Source organism: Sphingopyxis sp. TUF1 (assembly GCF_036687315.1).
Classification (GTDB): Bacteria; Pseudomonadota; Alphaproteobacteria; order Sphingomonadales; family Sphingomonadaceae; genus Sphingopyxis; species Sphingopyxis kveilinensis.
The window spans coordinates 1,369,338-1,391,464 of the sequence record NZ_CP144683.1; the positions used below are offsets into that span (position 1 = coordinate 1,369,338).

A 22,127-nucleotide genomic window follows, 5' to 3' on the forward strand; every position below is an offset into this window, starting at 1 on the left:
ACGGGGCGATGACGAGGGGTTGGCAGGGACTCGGTAAATGGCTGGCCGGCCGCGCGAAACTCGCGCTGATCGTGCCGCTCGGCCTCGCGATGGCCGCGACCGCCGCCGACACCGTGCCGCAGGTCATCCTCGCGACTCCGGGCAGCAGCGGCACCGGCGAGGGCACGATCACCCGCTTCACGCTGCGCTTTTCCGAAGACATGGTCGCGCTCGGCGATCCGCGCGCGCAGGCCCCCGCGACCAACGACTGCAAGCGCCCGTCGTCCGCCCGCTGGGTCGACACGCGCACCTGGGTGCTCGAATTCGACGCGCCGCTCCCCGGCGGGCTCGCCTGTCATGTCGAGCTGCGGAGCGGCCTCGTCACCGCGCGCGGCGTCGCGGTCACCGGTAATGACCGCTTCGCGATCGACACCGGCGGCCCCTCGGCGCGCGCCGTGCTCGCGGGCGGGATCGACGGCGGGATCGAGGAGGAGCAGGTCTTCCTCGTCGCGACCAACGTCGCCGCCGACCGCGCCTCGGTCGCCCGCTACGGCTATTGCGCGGTCGACGGCATCGGCGAGAAGATCCCGCTCGACGTGCTGCCGCGCGCGACCGCGACCGAGATCCTCACCGACCTCGGCGACGGCAACTGGTCGCGCCAGTCCTTCACCTACGACGCCGGGCTGCCGCAGCGCCTGCCCGCCGCCGGCGCCGAGCGCGACGCTGCGCTGGGCCGCATCGTCGCGGTCAAATGCCGGCGCCCGCTGCCGCCGGGGCGCGACATGGCGCTCGTCTGGGACGCGCGCATCGCGCAGGCAGGCATCCCCGGCCGCACCGCGGGGCGCGACCAGCGCTTCGACCATAGCGTCCGCCCAGCCTTCACGGCCAAAATGTCGTGCAGCCGCGTCAATCCGCAGGCGGGGTGCAACCCGATCAAGGACGTCGTGCTGCGCTTCACCGCGCCCGTCACGCGCGACACCGCGCTTGCCGCAAAGCTCACCACCGCCGATGGCAAAACGATCGCCGCCAGGGTCGACGACGACGACCGCAATGACACGCATCTGACGCAGGTCCGCTTCGCCGGCCCGCTGCCGCAGAATGTCGACGCAACGCTGATCCTGCCCGCCGACGTCACCGACCAGAGCGGCCGCGCGCTGCTCAATGCCACGAACTTCCCGCTCAAATTCCACATCGACCACACCCCGCCGCTCGTCAAATTTGCGGCCGAATTCGGCATATTGGAAGCGCGCGAAGGCGGCGTCCTGCCCGTCACCGTGCGCGGCGTCGAAGCGTCGCTCGTCCGCAAAGACCTAAAGATGCCCGCCGCCACGCTGCGCATCGGCGACGACGACGCCGCGGTCGCGCGCTGGCTCCGCCGCGTCGAGGATGCCGACGACAGCGACTATCGCGAGGAAAAGGACGCAGCGGGCAAGGAGATCACCGTCAACTACACCGGCACGAAATCACTATTCGCCGAGGCACCGTCCGGCGGCGAGCGCCGCGATATGCAGCTCACCCCGCCCGCGGGCGGCAAGCCATTCGAAGTCGTCGGCATCCCCCTGTCGGAAAAGGGGTTCCACATCGTCGAGATCGCGAGCCCCGAACTCGGCGCCGCGCTGCTCGGCCGCCGGGCGACGCGCTATGTCGCCACCGCCGCGCTCGTCACCGACATGGCGGTGCATTTCAAATGGGGCCGCGACGGCTCGCTCGCCTGGGTCACCTCGCTCGCCAGCGGCAAGCCCGTCGCAGGCGCCGAGATCCGCGTGTCCGACAGCTGCACCGGCCGCCTGCTCGCGCGCGGCACCGCCGACAAGGCCGGGCGCCTCGCCTTCCCCTCGGGCCTGCCGCAGCCCGAAACCTATTCGAATTGCGAAGACGGCGCCGATCCCGCCAACAGCGAAGGCCATGCGCTGATGGTCAGCGCGCGCAGCGGCGACGATTTCAGCTTCACCCTCACCGACTGGGGCGACGGCATCCGCCCCTATGACTTCGACCTCCCCTATGGTTGGTCGGAGCGCGACGACATCCTCCACACCATCTTCGACCGCGCGCTCGTGAAAGCGGGCGAGACGGTGCATATGAAGCATGTGCTGCGCCGCCCCGTCGGCCTCGGCTTTCGCACCCCCGAACCGCTCGCGGGCAAGCTCCGCCTCGTCCACCGCGGTTCGGACACCGAGTTCGAAATGCCCTTCGCGATTGCCGCGGGCGGAAGCGGCGAAAGCGTGTGGAACGTGCCCGCCTCGGCACCGATGGGCGATTATGAACTCGTCTTTGTCACCAAGGATAAGGATGGCGAGGACAAGAGCATCTGGACGGGCCAGAGCGTCCGCGTCGACGAATATCGCCTGCCGACGATGAAGGCCGCGATCACCGGACCCAAGGGCGCGCTCGTGCGCCCCGCCGCGGTGCCGCTCAGCCTGTTCGTCGGCTATCTGTCGGGCGGCCCCGCGCCGGGCATCCCCGTTGAACTGCGCACCAATTTCCGCGCTACCTGGTCGCCGCCCGAAGATTACCGCGACTGGGATTTCGATGGCCGTCCGGTCAAGGAAGGCGTCGTCCAGCTCGACGACAGCGGCGAGGAACCCGGCGGCGACCTGCCGCTTGCGCGTTCGGTGCCGCTGACGCTCGGGGCCGACGGCACCGCGACGACCAGCGTCGTCGTCGATCAGCCGATCGGCGAGCCGACAATGATGGCCGCCGAAATGGATTATGAAGATGCCAATGGCGAGACGCTGACGGCGAGCCGCCGCATCACCCTCTATCCCGCTGCCGTGCGGCTCGGGCTCAAGACCGACGGCTGGATGATGCGCGACGATGACCTCCGCCTCAATTTCGTCGCACTCGACCTCGATGGCAAGCCGATCCGCGGCCAGCGCGTCGATGTCGCGCTCTACAGCCGCCAGATCATCACCGCGCGCCGCCGCCTGATCGGCGGCTTCTACGCCTATGACAATCAGATGCGCACCGAGCGCCTCGATGCCAACTGCACCGCGACGACCGACCGGCTCGGCCGCGCGAGCTGTGCGATGGCGCCCGGCGTGTCGGGCGAAGTCACCGTCGTGGCGACGACGCGCGACGCCGACGGCAACGAGGCGCGCGCCGTCCGTTCGGTCTGGCTTGCGGGCGACGACGAATGGTGGTTCGGCGGCGACAATGGCGACCGCATGGATGTGATCGCCGAACAGCCGCGCTACGCCGCAGGCGACACCGCGCGCTTTCAGGTGCGGATGCCCTTCCGCGAAGCGACCGCGCTCGTCACCGTCGAACGCGAAGGCGTGCTCTCCAGCTTCGTGGTGCCGCTCAAAGGCACCAACCCCGTCGTGCAGGTCAAGCTGCCCGCCACCTACGCGCCCGACGTCTATGTCTCGGTGATGGCGGTGCGCGGGCGCGTGACGGGTCAGGAAAGCTGGTTCCGCAAGATGAAGCGCGCGGTGGGTTTCAGGATCGAGACCAGCGAAGGCGCGCCGCCGACCGCCTTGGTCGATCTCGCCAAGCCCGCCTATCGCATGGGCATCGCGCGCATCAAGGTCGGCTGGGAAGGGCACAAGCTCGGCGTCAAGGTGAAGGCCGACAAGGAAAAATATGCCGTCCGCGAAACCGCGAAAGTCGGCATCGAGGTCAAGGCTCCGGGCGGCAAGGCGCCGAAAAACGCCGACGTCGCCTTCGCCGCGGTCGACGAAGCGTTGCTCCAGCTCGCGCCCAACGAAAGCTGGGACATCCTCGCCGCGATGATGGGCGAGCGCACGCTCGACGTGCTCACCTCGACCGCGCAGATGCAGGTGGTTGGTAAAAGACATTATGGCCGCAAGGCACTCGAACCCGGCGGCGGGGGGGGCGGCGACCTGTCGGGGCTGACGCGCGAGGATTTCCGCCCGGTGCTGCTCTGGAAAGGCAATGTCCCGCTCGATGCGAAGGGCCGCGCGAGCATCGACGTGCCGCTCAGCGACAATCTCTCGGGCTTCCGCCTCGTCGCGATCGCGACCGACGGATCGCAGCTGTTCGGCACCGGCGAAACGAGCGTGCGCACCGTACAGGATCTCGGCGTCTTTGCCGGGCTGCCCGAACTGGTCCGCACCGGCGACGCCTATGACGCGCGCTTCACGCTCCGCAACGGCACCGACAAGGCGATGGAGGTCACCGCGACCGCGACGCTCGCGCCCGCGATCGCGACCGCGCCGCCGCTGACGGTGACGATCCCCGCGGGCGGCGCCGTGCCGGTGAGCTGGGCGATCACCGCCCCCGATCAGGCGGGGCCGCTGAGCTGGACGGTCGAGGCAGCGACGAAGGACGGCAAGGCGCGCGACCGCCTCGTCTTCGAACAGATCGTCGAACCCGCGGTGCCGATCGAAACCTGGGCCGCCAGCCTCTTCCGCGTCGGCCCGAACACCACGCTGCCCATCGCGATCCCCGCAGGCGCGCTGCCCGGCGGATATGTCGACGTCGCGCTCGCGGGCACGCTCGCGCCGCCGCTCGCCGGGGTGCGCGACTATATGGCCGCCTATCCCTACACCTGCTTCGAACAACAAACGTCGCGCGCGGTGGCCTTGGGCGACCTCGGGCGGTGGCAGGCGCTGGCGGGCGCCATGCCGACCTATCTCGATGACGACGGGCTGCTCCGCTATTGGCCCAACGAGCGGATGGAGGGCTCGATCGAGCTCACCGCCTATGTCCTCGGCATCACCGCGGCGAACGGCTTTGCGATCCCTGAAGCGTCGCGCGCGAAAATGGTCGCTGCGCTGCAAGCGGTTGTCGAGGGGCGGCTGACGCGCCGCGGCTATGGTCCGTGGGATATTCGTCCCGTCCGTATCGCCGCCCTCGCGGCGCTTGCGCGCGCCAATGCCTCCAACGCGCGCCTCGTCGCCGCGATCGACATGCGCCCCGTCGATATGGCGACGGGCACGCTCGCCGACTGGCTCGTCGCAATCGAGCGGACACCGGGGGTACGGAACGCCGCCGCGCTGCGCACCGCGGCCGAGGCCGAACTTCGCAAGCGCCTCGTCTACGAAGGCACGCGCCTCGACCTCGTCGACGATGCGCGCGCGCCATGGTGGATGATGGTCAGCGGCGACGAAATGGCGATCAAGGCGCTGGGTGCCGTTCTCGGCCGCAAGGGCTGGGAGGATGACGCGGGCAAGCTGATGGTCGGCGTCGCGCAGCGCCAGCGCAAGGGCCATTGGGACACCACCCCGGCGAATGCGTGGGGCGCGGTCACCGTCCGCCGCTTCGCCGAGATCTATCCGGCGAGCGCGATCACCGGCGTCACCAAAGTCGGCCTTGCGGGCAATACCGCTTCGCAAAGCTGGCCGCTTCCCGCCGAAGCCCCTTCGCCGCTGCGCGTGGCGCTCAATGCTGCGACGATGAGCCTCAATCATCAGGGCACGGGATCGCCATGGGCCACCGTCAGCGTCAAGGCCGCCGTGCCCTTGAAGGAACCGCTCAATGCGGGCTACCGGATCAAGCGGTCGGTCAGCATCGTCAAGGCGGCGAACAAGGACCGGCTGACCCGCGGCGACGTCATCAAGATACGGATCGAGGTCGTCGCGGCCGCGGGGCGGACGTGGGTCGTGATCAACGATCCCGTTGCCCCCGGCGCGACGATCGTCGGCAATCTCGGCGGCCAGTCCGAAATGCTGGCCGATCAGGCAGGCGGATCGGGCGCGCAGCCGAGCTATGTCGAGCGCGGCAAGGACAGCTGGCGCGGCTATTTCGGCTGGATGCCCGCGGGCACCCACACGGTCGAATATGTGGTCCGCCTCAATGGCTCGGGCCGCTTCACCCTGCCTCCGACGCGCGTCGATGCAATGTACTCCCCCGCGATCCGCGGCCAATGGCCCAACGCGCCGGTCACGGTGGCGAATGTGGGGTCGTGATGATCTTTGACCTGTGGGCCCAAAACCAAACCCCTCCCCTTCAGGGGAGGGGCAACGAAGACTTGGCAGCTTGCTGCCTAGTCGTAGTGGGGTGGGGGCCAGCGGCCTTGCGCGAGGCGTCGGGCCCCCACCCCAAACCCCTCCCCTGAAGGGGAGGGGCTTATGCCTGCCGCCAACACGGTACAGCCGCTCGTTCGCCGGTTTTCCCGACCTCCTTCCCGCCGCTGGCCCCACGCGCTCGCATGGGCCGCGCTCGCCGCGCTCATCCTCACCACCATCGCGCACCTCGCCACCAAACCGCCACCCATGCCCGCCTACGCCGCCGTCCGCGCCGACTGGCAGCCCAGCGAAGCCTGGCTCTACGACCGCGACGGCCGCCTCCTCGACAGCGAACGCGTCGATTTTCAGCGCCGCCGCCTCGCCTGGGTGCCGCTCAAAGACATCAGCCCCGCCGTCCGCACCGCCGTCGTTCGCGCCGAAGATCGCCGCTTCTGGTCGCACGGCGGCGTCGACTGGCTCGCGGCCGCGAGCGCGATCCGCGCGCGGCTGACCAGCGACGCGACCGGAAATCGCTCGCGCGGCGCCTCGACGCTCGCGATGCAGCTCGCCGCCTATCTCGACCCCACCCTTGCACAGCCGGGGCAGCGCGGCTGGCGCGCCAAGCTCCGTCAGATGCGCGCGGCGCGGCACCTCGCCGATGCGTGGACGCACGAGCAGATGCTCGAGGCCTATCTGAACCTCGTCCCCCTGCGCGGTGAAGCACAAGGCATCGGCGCGGGCGCGGCGAGCCTGTTCGGCAAGGCGCCCGCCGAGCTGAACCGCACCGATGCCGCGCTCTTCGCGGGTCTCCTCCCCAGCCCCGGCGCGGGCGCCGACGCGCTCGCCCGCCGCGCGTGCCGCATCGCGGCGGCCAGCGACTGCACCGCGATCCGCGCCGCCGCCGCGACTTTGGTATCGGGCGAGCACGCCGCGCGCGCCGACCCCGGCCTCGCGCCGCACCTTGCCGTCCGCCTGCTCGACAAACCCGGCAAGCGCGTCGCCACCACGATCGACCGCCGCATCCAGGCCGCGGCGATCGTCGCGCTGCGGCGCCAGCTCGCCGGGCTCGGTTCGGACCGCGTCCGCGACGGCGCGGTCGTCGTGCTCGACAATGAAAGCGGCGAGGTGCTCGCCTATGTCGGCGGCGTCGGACTCCAATCGACCGCGTCACAAGTCGACGGCGCCAATGCGCGGCGGCAGGCCGGATCGACCCTGAAGCCGCACCTCTATGCGCAGGTGATCGAACATGGCTGGCTCACCGCCGCGTCGATCCTCGACGACAGCCCGGTTCAGCTCGACACCGCCTCGGGCCTCTACGTCCCCAAAAATTACGACCGCAGCTTCAAGGGGCCGGTCAGCGTCCGCCACGCGCTAGCCGCCTCGCTCAACGTCCCCGCGGTCCGCGCGCTCGTCATCGACGACGTCCAGCAGTTCCGCGACCGCCTCTGGGCCTTGGGCTATCACGGCCTTGTCGAGGATGGCGAATATTATGGATACTCTCTGGCGCTCGGATCGGCCGAAGTTTCCTTGGTCGAACAAGCTAACGCCTTCAGAACATTCGCCAATATGGGAAAGTGGTCGCCGGTGACCTTCGACGCTGCGCGGCACCTTCGCCAACATCCGCCGCGCCGGATCGTCAGCCCCGCCGCCGCCTTCATCGTCGGCGACATCCTCGCCGACGCGTCCGCGCGCACCGACGCGTTCGGCGCCGACAGCGCCCTCCGCCTCCCCTTCTGGGCCGCCGCCAAGACGGGCACCTCGAAAGGCATGCGCGACAATTGGTGCATCGGCTGGTCCGACCGCTTCACCGTTGCGGTATGGGTCGGAAATCTGGAGGGCGATTCGATGCGCGCAGTCTCCGGCACCTCGGGCGCCGCGCCCGTCTGGCGCGACGTGATGCTCGCGCTTCATGCGGATAATCCGGGCAAAGCTCCGACCATGCCCGATGGCGTCGAAGCCCGCCGCATCGCCCTCCCCGGCACTCGCGAACCGCCGCGCCGCGAATATTTCCTTGCTGGCACCGCACAGAATGAAATGGCCACCGCGCCCGCCGTCGCGCGCCGACCGCGCATCACCAGCCCCGTCAGCGGCAGCGTCTATGCACTCGACCCCGACATTCCGATCGACCGCCAGCGGCTCGCGGTGGCGGTGAGCGGATCGGTCGCGGGACACCGGCTGATTCTTGATAAAAAACCGCTCGGCGACGCCGATTCAGGACAGCAGATCGTGCCGCGGCCGGGCACGCATATGCTCGCGCTTGTTGATCCGGGCGGCCGAATGATTGACCGAGTGCGCTTTACGGTACGGTAAGCGGCGGCGGTCCCTGAAATTAAGTTGCGCTGACGCGAAGAGCGGCTAGTCTGCCCCGCCAAGAGACGGGCGGCACCTCAGCCGCTCCAAAGGGGAAGAACATGCTATTTGACCGCGTAAAGCCGTTGGATGCCATTTTGGCGACGGCGGAAAAAAAGTCGCTTACGCGCACGCTCGGCGCATTCCAGTTGACGATGCTGGGCATAGGTGCCGTGATCGGAACCGGGATTTTCGTCCTGACGGCAGAGGCGGCGCAAAAAGCTGGCCCGGGCATGATGATCAGCTTCATTATCGCCGGTTTCGTCTGCGCTTTCGCCGCGCTCTGCTATGCCGAAATGGCGTCGATGGTTCCCGTTTCGGGTTCGGCCTATACCTATAGCTATGCCGTAATGGGCGAATTGATCGCCTGGATGGTCGGCTGGGCGCTGATCCTCGAATATGCGGTTGCGGCCGGGGCAGTTTCGGTCGGATGGTCGGGCTATGTCGTCGGCCTGATCGAGCATAGTTTCGGTCTGGACATACCGGCCAAATATGTTCTCGGCCCGTTCGACGGCGGCATGATCAACCTGCCCGCAATGTTCATCGCCGGCCTCGTGACGTTTCTGTTGGTCATCGGCACGCGCGAATCGGCGACGGTCAACGCGATCCTCGTGGTGATCAAGGTCGCCGCGCTGACGCTGTTCATCATCCTTGCTCTTCCCGTGATGCAGATGGAGAATTTCGAACCCTTCGCACCGTTGGGTATCGGGGGTATCGGCGCCGCCGCCGCATCGATTTTCTTCGCTTATGTGGGCTTCGACGCAGTCTCGACCGCGGCCGAGGAAACCAAAAATCCGCAGCGCAACATGCCGATCGGCCTGATCGGCAGCCTTGCCATCTGCACCATCTTCTACCTGCTCGTCGCTGCGGGCGTCATCGGCACCGTCGGCGCCCAGCCGGTCGGGATCGACGCCGCTGCGGGCCACGCGCTCGAACCCGGCAGCCGCGAACTTGCCGCCGCCTGCGGCGCGATCGGCGATCAGGCCGTCGTCTGTTCAAAGGAGGCGCTGGCGTGGACGCTGCGCGAAATCGGCTGGCCGCAGATCGGTAATCTGATCGGTCTCGCCGCTGGCTTGGCACTGCCTTCGGTCATCCTGATGATGATGTTCGGCCAGACGCGCATCTTTTTCGTGATGAGCCGCGACGGCCTGCTCCCGCAGGCTTTCTCGAAGATCCACCCGAAGTTCAACACGCCGCACGTCATCACGATCATCACCGGCATCGCGGTGGCGCTGTTCGCCGCCTTCTTCCCCGTGGGGCAGCTGGCGAACATCTCGAACTCGGGTACGCTCTTCGCTTTCGCCGCCGTTTCGATCGCGGTGATGGTGATCCGTCGTACGGATCCGGGCCGCCATCGTCCGTTCCGCACGCCGATGATCTATATCACGGCCCCGATTGCGATCATTGGCTGCCTTTATCTCTTCTTCAACCTCGACCAGAAGAGCATCAATCTCTTCCTGATCTGGGCCGCGATCGGTCTGGTCGTCTATTTTGTCTACAGCCGCAAACGCAGCCATGTGGGGCAAGGACGCGTCGAAGTGCACGAAGACGACGCCGATGCGCCGCCGCCGCCGGTGCCGCCGGCACCCTCGTTCCACTGAGGGTTCGACTGACGATTGGAAAGGGGGCTTCGGCCCCCTTTCTTTTGCGCAGCGATCGGGGGCATTGCGGCTATCGACGCACACTCTCGCGCAGAAAAGCGGCTTGCAGCGCGCGTCCATGACAACTCGCGACCGAAGCCGAGGACGGTCGCCGCGGCGAATTGCCGGTCAGAAAGGGTTTTTGGGCGCCGTTCTCGGCCGGGTAAACAGCTTTCCGCGCTCGGCCCACAAGACGAGGGCGAGGCCAACGATCGCGCAGATCAGAAAGGCATAGGCAATCGGCAGCGTCGTGCCATCATATTGCTGGCCGATGATCGCCCCGACGGTCGCTGCGAGCAGGGTCTTGGCAAAGCTTTGGTAGGAGGATGCGACGCCAGCCATATGGCCGAAATCTTCCATCGCGATCGATCCGAAATTGCTGCCGATAAAACCGACTAGGCCGACGTTGACCATCATCAGCAGCGTGAACATCCACAAGGTCTCGGCGCCGCTCAGCGCGGCGACGATCTGAAGAATCGAGGTCGCCATGAAGGCGAAGACCGCCGACTGCGACACGCGCCGCGCGCCGAAACGCTCAACAATTGCGGCGTTCGAAAAATTCGCAATCGCAATGCCGACCGCGACGCAGGCAAAGATCAGCGGGAACAGGCTGCGCGCATTGAATACCTCACCGATGATCTGTTCGCTGCTGTTCAGATAGCCATAGAGCGCGCCCTGCATCGTGCCCGATGCGATCATATAGCCCGCCGCGCGGCGATGCCGCGTTACCGTTGCCCAGCCGGCCGCCATCGTCTTCAGATCGAGCGGGCGCACGTCGGCGGGGTCGAGCGTTTCGGGCAGGCGGCGGAGCCAGACCAGCATCACGATCGACATCGCCGCAAGCACGATGAAAATCGCGCGCCAGCCCGCTACCGCGGCGACACCGGCGCCGAGCGTCGGCGCGATGATCGGCACGATCATGAAAACGAGGAAGATCAGCGACAGCCGTTTGGCCATCGCATCGCCCGCGAACAGGTCGCGGATCACTGCGACGACGATTACGCCAAGCGCCGCGCTGACCAATCCGTGAATGAAGCGCAGCGCGAGCAATATTTCAAAACTTGTTGCAAGGCCGCAACCGATCGACAGCGCGAGATAGGCGAACAGCGCAGGCACCAGAACGCCCTTGCGCCCGAAACGGTCGGACAGCGGACCATAAATCAGCGACCCGAAGCCGATGCCGAACAGATAGACCGAAATGACATATTGCCGGTCGTTGGCGACGCCGACGCCCAGCCCCTCGCCGATCGCCGGAAGCGCGGGCAACATCGAGTCGATGGCGAGCGCGTTGAGCGCCATCACCATCGCCATCATCACAACCATTTCACGGTCGCCGGGAAGGCTCCGCTGCGAAGAGTCGGTCGGTTTGTGCATGGGAGCAGCCTATGCGCCCGCCGCGCCGCTTTGGATAGCCCCCAGGGCAGGAAAAGCTATGCAATTGAAGGGGTGATAAGTGTCGGCGCCGCTGGTGACGTCCGCTAACGACCGGAAGCGGACATAAGGAAAGCCAGCCCCTCCCCTGAAGGGGAGGGGCTTCCGTCGCGTCAAACGGCAGCTCACCACCCCAAGCGAAAATCTCTCAACCAAGCCCCAAAAAGAAAAGGGCCGCCCCGCGGGACGGCCCTAGTCTTTACTCGGACGGACCGATCAACCCTGGCGCGTGCCGGTCATCGCCATCGAACCAAAGGCACCGGCCTTGATCGTGCCGGTCAGCGCGTCGCCGTCGATCGTCGCTTCGCATTCGAGCGTCATCGGCATCGGCACTTTCATGTTCATGGTCCAGGTCAGCTTATTGCCGTCGACCTTGCCATTTTCGACGTCGAGCGACCCCATGGCACCGGCATTCTGGCCGGTGAAGCTGTCGCCGTCGCTTTTGACGGTGAAAACCGATTTCTGGTCGCCCATCGGCGATTTGGTGACGCAGTCATAGCTGCCATCGACTTGGGACATTGCGCTCTCCTTACTGAAACTGATGTTAGTTAGCGGGAGACACCGTTTCCACCGGCAGCCCCAATCCGTCAAGCTGCGGTTTCACCACTGCGGCGTCACCGACGACGACATAGACGAGATTGTCGGTGCTGAGCGCCTTCCGCGCCGCTGCATCGACAGCTTCGGGCGTCATCGCCTCATAGCTCGCGGGCAGCTTCTCATAATAATCGTCCGGCCGATCGAATTTGGCGATCGCGCGGAGCCCGCCGAGCACGTCGCTTGACGTTTCGAAACTGCCCGGCAGTTCGCGGACGCTGCCGTTCACCGTGCGCTGCAATTCGTCCTTGGTCACGCCCTTGTCGCCAAGGAAGGCCTTGAGGTCGCTTTGCAGCTCCTTGATCGAATCGCCGGTGCGGTCGGCCTGCACCGGCGCCGACGCAATCCAGCTCACCCGGTCCTTTTCGCCAGTCACGCTCGTGCGCACGCCATAGGACCAGCCCTTCGTCTCGCGCAGATTCATGTTGAACCGCGACAGGAAATTGCCGCCGAAAATATCATTGGCGGCGCGCAGCACCTCCAATTCGTCGCCGCCTTTGACGTCGAGCACCTTGCCCGCAAGGATCACCGACTGCGGCGATTTGGGCCGGTCGACGAGCAGGATTCGGGGCTGCGGCGTGGGCACGGCAATTTCGAAATGCTTGGTCGGCTTCGGCGTCGCCGGCGCCTTCCAGTTGCCGAATGTCGCGTCGAGTTCCTTCTTCACCTCGGCCAGCGTCGTGTCGCCGACGACGAAGATTCGCGCATTGTCCGGGCGAATCCATGCGGAATGGAAGGCTGCAAGCTGGTCGCGCGTTGCCGCGGTCACGGCTGGGGCGTTGCCAAGGCCTGAGGGCGGGATGCCATAGGGGTGCTCGGTGCCATAAAGCGCCGGCATCAGCACGCGCTGCGCGATCGAGCGCGGTTCGTTGAGTTCGGCCTTCAGCCGGTTGAGCTGCTGCGCGCGCACGCGCTCCAGTTCCTTGGCATCGAACGCGGGGTTGCGCACATAATCGGCGAGCAGCGCCAGCGACGCGCGGAGGTTCGGCTTGAGCGCGAACAGGCCGAGCGCGGTTTCATCGGCGTCGGCATAGCCATAGGTCTGCGCACCCAGCCGCTCCTTCGCTTCGGCAAAGGCAATCGAATCGAGGCTCTTCGTGCCTTCGTCCATCAGGCTGAGCATCAGCGACTGCGTGCCGAGCGCACTGCGCGGGTCAGCGGCATAGCCGGCGTCGAAGCTCACCTGAACATTGACCGTCGGCACGGCGTCGCGCCGCGCAAAGACGACTTCGATGCCATTTTTGAGCTTCGTGCGCTCAATGTCGGGAAATTCGAGCGCCTTGAGCCCCGAAACGTCGGGGAATTGCGAGCGATCGGCGATCGACGTCGCGGCCCCCATGCCGCTGTCGGGGCCAACGTCGCCCAGCGCGGGGTTCCAGTAACGGTCGGGCTGGACCGGGGCGGCATCCTTCGCAGCAACGATGGCACCGCCGCGGTTCTCGCCGCCCTCGGTGCGCTCGCCGGGGGTGTAGGTCAGCGCAAAGGCCGGGCGCGACAGCCATTTGCGCGCGGCATCGCGCACCTGTTCGGGCGTCGCCTTGGCCAGCCGGTCGAGCTCAACCTTGTAATAAGCGGGATTGTTCGAATAGAGCGCGCCCTCGGCCAGCGTCACCGCCTTGCCGCCGAACCCGCCGACCGATTCGAGCTGCGAGATCGCGCCGCCAAGATAGCTCGCGGTCGCACGCTGCAATTCGTCGGCGGTTGGGCCGCTCGCAAGGAACGCGGCGATTTCTTCGTCGAGGCGTTTTGCGACATGCGCGGGGTCGACGCCCGCCTTGACGTCGGCTTGGACCAAGACGATGCCCGCATCTTCGAACGGCGAGGCGCCGGCCGAGACGCTGACCGCGATCGGATCCTTGCGCACCAGCGCATTGTCGAGCCGCGACGACGACAGTCCGCCGAGAACCGTCATCGCCATCTGGAGCGGAACGGATTCGGCATCGTTCAGCCCCGGCATCGTCCACATGCGATAGATGCGCGTGGTCGGGATCATGTCCTTGACCTCTTTGGCGAGCGGCGCGGGCAGCGTCGGCACCGATACCGGGGGCGCCTTGATCTCGGGACCGCGCGGAATGTCGCCGAACCACTGGCCCACCTTGGCCCTGGCGGTCGCCACGTCGATGTCGCCCGCCAGCACCAGCACGGCATTGTTCGGACCATAATTGTCGGTGAACCACGTCTTCACATCACCAAGGCTCGCCGAATTGAGGTCGTCCATCGAACCGATGGTGCTGTGATGATAAGGATGTCCCTTGGGGAAGAGATTTTCGAAGATCTCGTAGCGCAGCAGGCCATAGGGATTGTTGTCGCCCTGACGCTTTTCATTCTGGACGACGCCGCGCTGGTTATCGAGCTTTTCCTGCGTCACCGCGCCGAGCAAATGCCCCATGCGGTCGCTTTCGAGGAAGAGCGCGAGGTCGAGCGCGCCCGTCGGCACCGTTTCAAAATAATTGGTGCGGTCGAGGAAGGTCGTACCGTTGAAATCGGTCGCACCGACCTGCCGCAGCGGCTCGAAGAAATCGTCGGGAGCGTTTTCCGACCCGTTGAACATCAGATGTTCGAACAGATGCGCAAAGCCCGTCTTGCCCTTGGGTTCATGCTTCGACCCGACGCGGTACCACACCGACACCGCGACGACGGGCGCCTTGCGATCCTCGTGCACGATGACGCGCAGCCCGTTGTCGAGCGTGAAGGCCTCATACGGAATATCGACCGCCTTGACGAGCGCGGCGGTCGGCGCGGGCGCGGCGGCCTTGGCGAGCGCCGGCGCGGCAGCGACGAGCGAGGTCGACAAAGCGAGGGCGACAGCGAAATGGTGAAAGCGAGCCATGAAAATCCCCTGGGTCAAGGCGGACAGGTTCAGACCTGCCGGAATCCGGGCGCCGGACGGCACTGTATCAATGGTCTAGGACAGCGCGCGGCCGCTTTCAAGGCCGATAGAAGCGCGCGCCGCTGGCTCTCAGCGCCGCCGGGTCGAACAGTACGGGCTTCAGCTGGTGACGCACGAACAGCGGTGCCTGGTCGTTGTAGTGCGGGCTGTCAGGTCGCGTCGTCGCCGAACCGAACGGCTGGATCGATTCGGAGCGCACGCGGCCATCGCGGTCCCATGTCACGAACATGATGAAGCTGTCGCCGTGGCGGACCTTCAGCCGCCCGTCGGGCTCCTCGTCCCACAAGGTCGAGGCGCGCACCGTATCGTTGCCGCCGTCAAGCGGCAGGTCGATGCGGCTCGCCCCTTCGCCGTGGCGGAGGCGGAGCACCGTGCCGAGCCTGGGGTCGAGACCACCGAAATGTTTCTGCAAATGCGCGGCGACCTGGCTCAAAACCTCGCGCGGGTCGGGCGCGGCGCGGCGCTGGTAGTGGCGACCGTTCGCCGGGCGCAGCACCATCAGCGCGAGCGCGTCGCCGCGGCCCTTGCCATCGAGATTCCAGTCCCATTGGCGGAGCAGCGCCTGCGCCTTGCCAAGCGCCAGATCGCCCTTCGTATCGAGCGCGAGCAGCCTATCGATCCACGCTTTTGCATAGCCCGTGCGCGCATAGGCCGTGTCATATTTGATCGCCTTCAGCCGCGCCTCGTCGATCTGGCCCGACGCCTCGAACAGTTCGATCAGCCGCACGGCGCGGTTGGTCATATCGTCCTCAATGCCGAGCAAGGGCGAAAAGGCGGCCGCGTCGAGCTCGTCACCCGGCCCCGCCGCGACCCACGGCGTGTTGTTCGCATTCATCACATAGCCCGAGCGCGGATTGACGAGCGCGGGCACACGGTCGAACGGCAGAGTTTTCGTCCACAGCGCCGCGGACGTGTCGCCGGGCAGCACGCCGCGCCAGTTGAAGCCCGCGGGCCGGTCGGGGAACATCGCGTTATAGAACAGGCCGATGTTGCCCTTGGCATCAGCATAGACAAAATTGGTCGCGGGCACGCCCTGCCCCGCCATCGCCGCGCGCCATTCAGCAAAATCCTTTGCCTTGTTGAGCCGGTAATATTGGGTGACCATCGCCGCCTGATCCTGCCCCGCATAGCGGATCGCAAAGGCGCCCTCGTCATTCTTCACGACCGGCCCATGCACCGAGCGATAGACGGTCCGCGGCACGGGCAGGACGAAGGGGCCGACCTTGACCTTGAGCCAGATGCGCTTTTCCTCGAGCGGGCGCCAGCCGCCGTCGAAGCGGTATTTCTCGCCGCTCTCGTCGAGCACAAGCTTGTAGACGTCGATCAGGTCAGGCCGATTCACCGTGTTGGTCCAGCCAAGATATTTGTTGTGACCGAGGAAGGGATAGGGCGATCCGGGAAAGTTCGCCCCTGCGAAATCCCAGCCTTCTTCGCTGTGGACGACCAGCTCGTACCAGGCGACGCCGCCGGTCCACGGCTGGTGCGAATTGGACACGAGCCGCGTTGCGCCGTCGGCCGCGCGCGCGGGCGCGACCGCCATGCCGTTCGATCCATTGTCGGCCGGGTCGCGGCCGACCGGCGTCAGCTCGCGCGGGACGAGCTTGCCCGTGGCGTCGAGCGCGGGACCGCCCTCGCGTCCGATCGGCTTGCCTTCCACGAGCGACCCCAGCACCGAATCGAGCCCGAAGAAAAAGGGCGAGCGCAGCACGAAACCCCCAACGACATCTTCGCCCGTCACCGGGAACAGCCCCGACAGCCGCACCTCGTCCGGGTGTTCCTCCGCATAATGGTTGAGCCCCGCGGCATAGGCGGTGAACAGCGCGCGCACATCCGCGGGCAGGCGCGGCCAGTCGCGCTTCGCGGTCGCGCGCACGCCGAGCAGCGCCTCGGCATAATCGACCATTGCGCCATCTTCGCCCAGCATCGCCCCCGCGCGGCCGCGCGTCATCGCCAGCACTTCCTGCAAGGTCGAAAAATCATCCTCGGCATGCGCATAAGCCACGCCATAGGCGACGTCGGCATCGGTTTTGCCAAAGATGTGCGGCACGCCGAATTTATCGCGCGCAATGCGCACGTCGGTGGGCTTGAAGGCGGGCGCCGCAGGCGCTTCCGCGGTCAACGGTTCCCAGAACGCGAGCGAGGCGGCGGTTACTGCCAGCAGCAACAGAAATCCCAGAAAAATCCGTCGCAGCATTACTGGTCCTCTTCGCTTCGGCTTCGGCGGCATCTGTGACCGCCATGTCATTAGATGGCAAGCCGCTGTCGTTCGTCGAGCCGGATTTGCGGACGGGGCGAAGCGCGCTATGCAAAGCGCAGGTCATTGAACAACGGGGACAATCGAACCATGCGCATGAAAACACTTCTTCTTTCCGCCTGCCTGTCGCTTGCCTTGGTGCCCGGCGCTTTGGCGCAGGGCGTCATGGGATCGGGCGTCGTCCCGGCGAGCGCCGCGAACAGCGCCGAACGCGCGATCGGCTTCGCGTCCCGCGCACCGGCGGGCGCCGCGCTCGTCATTGTAATGACCGACGCTACGCTGCCGCCGCTCGACGGCATCGCGCTGACTGCCGCCGAGCGGCAGGCGGTGGAGGCCGCAATCACCGCCGCGAGCTTCGACGGCAAGGCGGAATCGACGCTGTCGCTGCGCGGCATCGGCGCGCACCCGCGCATCCTGCTCGTTGGTACAGGGCCGGTTCCCTCGTCGCTCGCGCTCGCCGAGGCGGGCGGCAAGGCGGCGCAGGAAATGAAGAGCGAGGCGCATCCCGTCGCGATCGCCGGTGCATTTGGCGACACCTCCACCGCCGAAGTCGCTTATGGGTTTGCGCTCGGCCAATATCGCTTCGACCGTTACAAGACCGTCGATCGCAAGCTGCCGCCGACCGCACCGGTCACGCTCGTCGGCGCCAATCCCTCGGCCGCCGAGGCGGCTTTTGCGGCGCGCTGGCAGCCACTCGTCGATGGCGTGCGCCTGTCGCGCGACCTGGCCAACGAACCCGCGAACGTCATCTACCCCGAAAGCTTTGTCGCGCGCGTACGCGAAGCCTTCGCGGGCGTGCCGGGTGTCAGCATCGAGGTGCTCGACGAAGCGGCAATGCGGCGGCTCGGCATGGGCACGCTCGTCGGTGTCGGACAGGGCAGCCCGCGCGGGTCGCGGCTGCTCGCGGTGCGCTACCGCGGCGCGGGCGCGCCCGCCGCGCCGATGGCCTTCGTCGGCAAGGGGATCACCTTCGATTCGGGGGGCATTTCGCTGAAGCCGGGGTCGGGCATGTGGGACATGAAGGGCGACATGTCGGGGGCCGCGTCGGCCGTCGGCGCGGCGCTGTCGCTCGCGAAATCGCGCGCGCCGGTGCATGTTGTCGCGGTCGCGGCACTCGCCGAAAACATGCCCGACGGTAACGCTCAACGCCCCGGCGACGTCACCCGCACGCTGTCGGGCAAGACGATCGAGATGCTGAACAGCGACGCTGAGGGGCGCCTCGTTCTTGCCGACGCCAATGAATATGTCGCACGCGAATATAAACCGCGCGCGATCGTCAATATCGCAACGCTCACGGGTTCGATCGTTTTGGCGCTCGACGATCAATATGCCGGCCTCTTCGCGCGCGACGAAAAACTCGCCGCCGCACTTCTCGCGGCGGGAACGGCGAGCGGCGAGGAACTGTGGCGGATGCCGCTGCACAAGAATTATGCGGAAAGGCTCAAATCCGACATCGCCGACATCCGCAACATCGCGCCGGGCCAGCAACCGGGCGCGAGCCTTGGCGCCCATGCCATCGGCTTTTTCGTCGATGAGGCGATGCCTTGGGCCCATCTCGACATAGCGGGGGTGAACCAGGCCGAAAAAGCAACGCCCCTCGTGCCTAAGGGGATGACAGGCTTTGGCGTGCGCCTGCTCGACCAGCTGGCGCGCGGCGGAGATTGACAGCAGTTGCATCCGCTGATCATCGTCACCCCGGCGAAGGCCGGGGTCTCGTCGGTGCACGCTACACCTGGGCGAGATCCCGGCCTTCGCCGGGATGACAACCGTCGTGATCAACCGTCGAGCGCGCCCCCTTGTGTTGCCAAAAAGCAACACTATCTTCGCGGGTGAGAAAGGGGCTTATCCACCATGAACCTCGAAAAATTCACCGACCGCGCCAAGGGCTTTTTGCAGGCGGCACAGACGATCGCCATCCGCATGAACCATCAGCGGATCAGCCCGGAACATATTGCCAAGGCGCTGCTCGAGGACAGTCAGGGCATGGCGGCGGGGCTGATCACCAACAGCGGCGGCGATACCGCGCGCGCAGTAGCCGGCATCGACGCACTGCTCGCCAAGGTGCCCGCGGTGTCAGGGTCGGGTGCGCAGGCGACGCCGGGCCTCGACAATGACGCCGTGCGCCTGCTCGACCAGGCCGAACAGGTCGCGGCGAAAGCAGGCGGCGAGTTTGTTGCCGTCCAGAATATCCTGCTCGCGATGGTGCTGGCGCCGAGCACGCCGGTGGGCAAGGCCTTTGCCGACGCGGGAGTAACCCCGGAGGCCTTGAACGCCGCGATCGCCAAGCTGACCGGCGGCCGCACCGCCGACACGGCATCGGCCGAAGACCGCTATGACGCGCTCAATAAATTCGCGCGCGACCTCACCGAAGTCGCGCGCGAGGGCAAGCTCGACCCCGTCATCGGCCGCGACGAGGAAATCCGCCGTACGGTTCAGATCCTCGCGCGCCGGACCAAGAACAACCCGGTGCTGATCGGCGAACCCGGCGTCGGCAAGACCGCGATTGCCGAGGGCCTCGCGCTGCGTATCGTCAACGGCGACGTTCCCGACAGCCTGAAGGACCGCCGCCTGCTCGCGCTCGACATGGGCGCGCTGATCGCGGGCGCCAAATATCGCGGCGAGTTCGAAGAGCGCCTGAAGGGCGTGCTCGACGATGTGAAATCGGCCGAGGGCGAGATCATCCTCTTCATCGACGAGATGCATACGCTCGTCGGCGCGGGCAAGGGCGAGGGCGCGATGGACGCCTCGAACCTGCTCAAGCCTGCTTTGGCGCGCGGCGAACTCCACTGCATCGGTGCAACGACGCTCGACGAGTATCGCAAGCATGTCGAAAAAGACCCCGCGCTCCAGCGGCGCTTTCAGCCGGTGTTCGTCGGCGAACCGACGGTCGAGGATTCGATCTCGATCCTGCGCGGGATCAAGGAGAAATACGAGCTGCATCATGGCGTGCGCATCACCGATGCGGCGATCGTCGCCGCGGCGACGCTGTCGCACCGTTATATCTCCGACCGCTTCCTGCCCGACAAGGCGATCGACCTGATGGACGAGGCGGCGAGCCGCATCCGCATGGAGGTCGAATCGAAGCCCGAAGAAATCGAGACTCTCGACCGCCGCATCATTCAGATGAAGATCGAGGAATCGGCGCTCGGCAAGGAGAGCGACGCCGCGTCGAGGGACCGCCTCGCCGCGCTCCAGGCCGAGCTCGCGAATCTCGAACAGCAATCGGCCGAACTCACCCAGCGCTGGCAGGCGGAGAAAGACAAGATTCACGCCGAGGCAAAGATCAAGGAGGCGCTCGACGCCGCGCGCGGACAGCTCGAACAAGCGCAGCGCGCGGGCGACCTCGCAAAGGCCGGTGAGCTAAGCTACGGCACCATCCCCGCGCTCGAAAAGCAACTGGCCGATGCGGAGGCCGCAGCGGACAACGCGATGCTGCGCGAGGAAGTCACCGCCGACGACATCGCCGCAGTGGTCAGCAAATGGACGGGGATCCCCGTCGACCGGATGATGGAGGGCGAGCGCGAAAAGCTGCTCAAAATGGAAGAGACGCTGACCCAGCGCGTCATCGGCCAGGATGAGGCCGTCCGCGCCGTCTCCACCGCCGTGCGCCGCGCGCGCGCAGGCCTTCAGGACCCGAACCGTCCGCTCGGCAGCTTCCTGTTCCTCGGCCCCACAGGCGTCGGCAAGACCGAGCTTACCAAGGCGCTCGCGCGCTTCCTGTTCGACGACGACAATGCGATGGTCCGCATCGACATGTCCGAATTCATGGAAAAGCACAGCGTCGCGCGGCTCGTCGGCGCGCCTCCGGGCTATGTCGGCTATGAAGAGGGCGGCACGCTCACCGAAGCGGTGCGGCGCCGCCCCTATCAGGTCGTGCTGTTCGACGAGGTCGAAAAGGCGCACGCCGATGTGTTCAACATCCTCTTGCAGGTGCTCGACGACGGGCGGCTCACCGATGGGCAGGGGCGCACGGTCGATTTCACCAACACGCTCATCATCCTGACGTCGAACCTCGGCAGCCAGGCGATCGCCGCGCTCCCCGACGACGCGCCGGTCGAACAGGCCGAACCCGCGGTGATGGAGGTCGTGCGCGCGCATTTCCGGCCGGAATTCCTGAACCGGCTCGACGAAATCGTGCTGTTCCACCGCCTCGGCCAGCAGCATATGGGCGGCATCGTCGACATCCAGGTTGCGCGCGTGCAAAAGCTGCTCGCCGACCGCAAGGTGACGCTCGACCTCACCGACCCCGCCCGCGCGTGGCTCGGCCGTGTCGGTTACGATCCCGTCTATGGCGCGCGGCCGCTGAAGCGCGCAGTGCAGAAATATCTGCAAGACCCGCTCGCCGACCTGATCCTGAAGGGTGAGGTCAAGGACGGCGCGACGGTGCGCGTCGACGAGGGCGACGGGGGGTTGGTGTTGATGCCGTCGTAAGCGGCAATGGCGGCGTCGGGCGGCCCTTGCTTATCCGTCAGGCAGGCTGCTGTGCAGCGAGCGTCGCGAGCCATTCGGGCTCGGGCTGGTCCGCGTCATAATATTCGAAGATCAGGTGAATGCGCGGCGTGTCGCCGCCATTCACCACCGCATGCACGCCCATATTGTTGACCTCGGCCGCCTCGCCCTCGACAATGTGATAGCTCTGGCCCTCGATACGGAACTCGACCTGGTCATTCGTCTGGATCGGCACGTGAATCTTGTGCGGCCATTTCGCCGCAGGATTGGCATCGCGATGCGGCTGAATTACCCCGCCGGCGGGCATGCGGGCAAGCATGACCCTAGGGAAGACACCGTTGCTATAGCCATAGTCGGCGGTCGCCGCGGTGAGCACAGGGGCGAGCAACGGCTCCCATTCGTCCCACAGCGGGCGTGAATAGCTGCTGCGCCAGTCGCGCATGTTTGAAATGAAACGAAAGACAATATGCGCGGTCGCATCGAGTGCCTCAAAGCGATTGGGCTTGTCGGCATTTTCCGCATGCCACATTTCTTCAGGGATCCCCATTACCGCGGCCTTTACCGCGGCGATGTCGACCGCACCCAGCCGGCGGATGCTTGTCGTCTTTCGGGGGTTGGGATACATCGCGTTC

General features: G+C 66.4%; 10 protein-coding genes. 5 read left to right on the plus strand and 5 right to left on the minus strand.

Annotation, left to right across the window (positions count from 1 at the left end):
- Window positions 1–8 precede the first annotated feature (8 nt).
- From VSX77_RS06550 to VSX77_RS06560, 3 genes are all read left to right on the plus strand, one after another.
- Window positions 9–5,849, plus strand: coding sequence for an alpha-2-macroglobulin family protein (locus VSX77_RS06550; protein WP_338426847.1), 5,841 nt, complete (start codon window positions 9–11; stop codon window positions 5,847–5,849).
- Between the two features lie 162 nt (window positions 5,850–6,011).
- A complete protein-coding gene (gene pbpC, locus VSX77_RS06555) occupies window positions 6,012–8,198 on the plus strand; it encodes a penicillin-binding protein 1C (protein ID WP_338426848.1) in 2,187 nt (728 codons plus the stop codon).
- Window positions 8,199–8,299: 101 nt separating this feature from the next.
- Window positions 8,300–9,838, plus strand: coding sequence for an amino acid permease (locus VSX77_RS06560; RefSeq protein ID WP_338426849.1), 1,539 nt, complete (start codon window positions 8,300–8,302; stop codon window positions 9,836–9,838).
- 168 nt (window positions 9,839–10,006) lie between these two features.
- Here VSX77_RS06560 and VSX77_RS06565 read toward each other — a convergent pair whose 3' ends face one another.
- The 4 genes from VSX77_RS06565 to VSX77_RS06580 form a co-directional block, all read right to left on the minus strand.
- Window positions 10,007–11,251 carry a multidrug effflux MFS transporter gene (locus VSX77_RS06565; RefSeq protein ID WP_338426850.1) on the minus strand — a complete coding sequence of 415 codons (1,245 nt, stop codon included), beginning with the start codon at window positions 11,249–11,251 and terminating at the stop codon, window positions 10,007–10,009.
- Window positions 11,252–11,524: 273 nt separating this feature from the next.
- Window positions 11,525–11,827 carry a hypothetical protein gene (locus VSX77_RS06570; RefSeq protein WP_338426851.1) on the minus strand — a complete coding sequence of 101 codons (303 nt, stop codon included), beginning with the start codon at window positions 11,825–11,827 and terminating at the stop codon, window positions 11,525–11,527.
- 25 nt (window positions 11,828–11,852) lie between these two features.
- Window positions 11,853–14,732, minus strand: coding sequence for a M16 family metallopeptidase (locus VSX77_RS06575; protein WP_338426852.1), 2,880 nt, complete (start codon window positions 14,730–14,732; stop codon window positions 11,853–11,855).
- A gap of 97 nt (window positions 14,733–14,829) precedes the next feature.
- Window positions 14,830–16,986 carry an acylase gene (locus VSX77_RS06580; RefSeq protein ID WP_338426853.1) on the minus strand — a complete coding sequence of 719 codons (2,157 nt, stop codon included), beginning with the start codon at window positions 16,984–16,986 and terminating at the stop codon, window positions 14,830–14,832.
- 156 nt (window positions 16,987–17,142) lie between these two features.
- On the opposite strand from VSX77_RS06580, the gene VSX77_RS06585 reads away from it, so the two are divergent.
- Together VSX77_RS06585 and clpB are read left to right on the plus strand one after the other, a co-directional pair.
- Complete coding sequence (locus VSX77_RS06585) at window positions 17,143–18,711, plus strand: leucyl aminopeptidase (RefSeq protein WP_338426854.1); 1,569 nt, start codon at window positions 17,143–17,145, stop codon at window positions 18,709–18,711.
- Window positions 18,712–18,897: 186 nt separating this feature from the next.
- Window positions 18,898–21,477, plus strand: a complete 2,580-nt coding sequence (gene clpB, locus VSX77_RS06590) for an ATP-dependent chaperone ClpB (protein WP_338426855.1) — start codon at window positions 18,898–18,900, stop codon at window positions 21,475–21,477.
- Between the two features lie 37 nt (window positions 21,478–21,514).
- On the opposite strand, the gene VSX77_RS06595 is transcribed toward clpB, so the two are convergent.
- Complete coding sequence (locus VSX77_RS06595; protein ID WP_338426856.1) at window positions 21,515–22,120, minus strand: aspartyl/asparaginyl beta-hydroxylase domain-containing protein; 606 nt, start codon at window positions 22,118–22,120, stop codon at window positions 21,515–21,517.
- Window positions 22,121–22,127 lie beyond the last annotated feature (7 nt).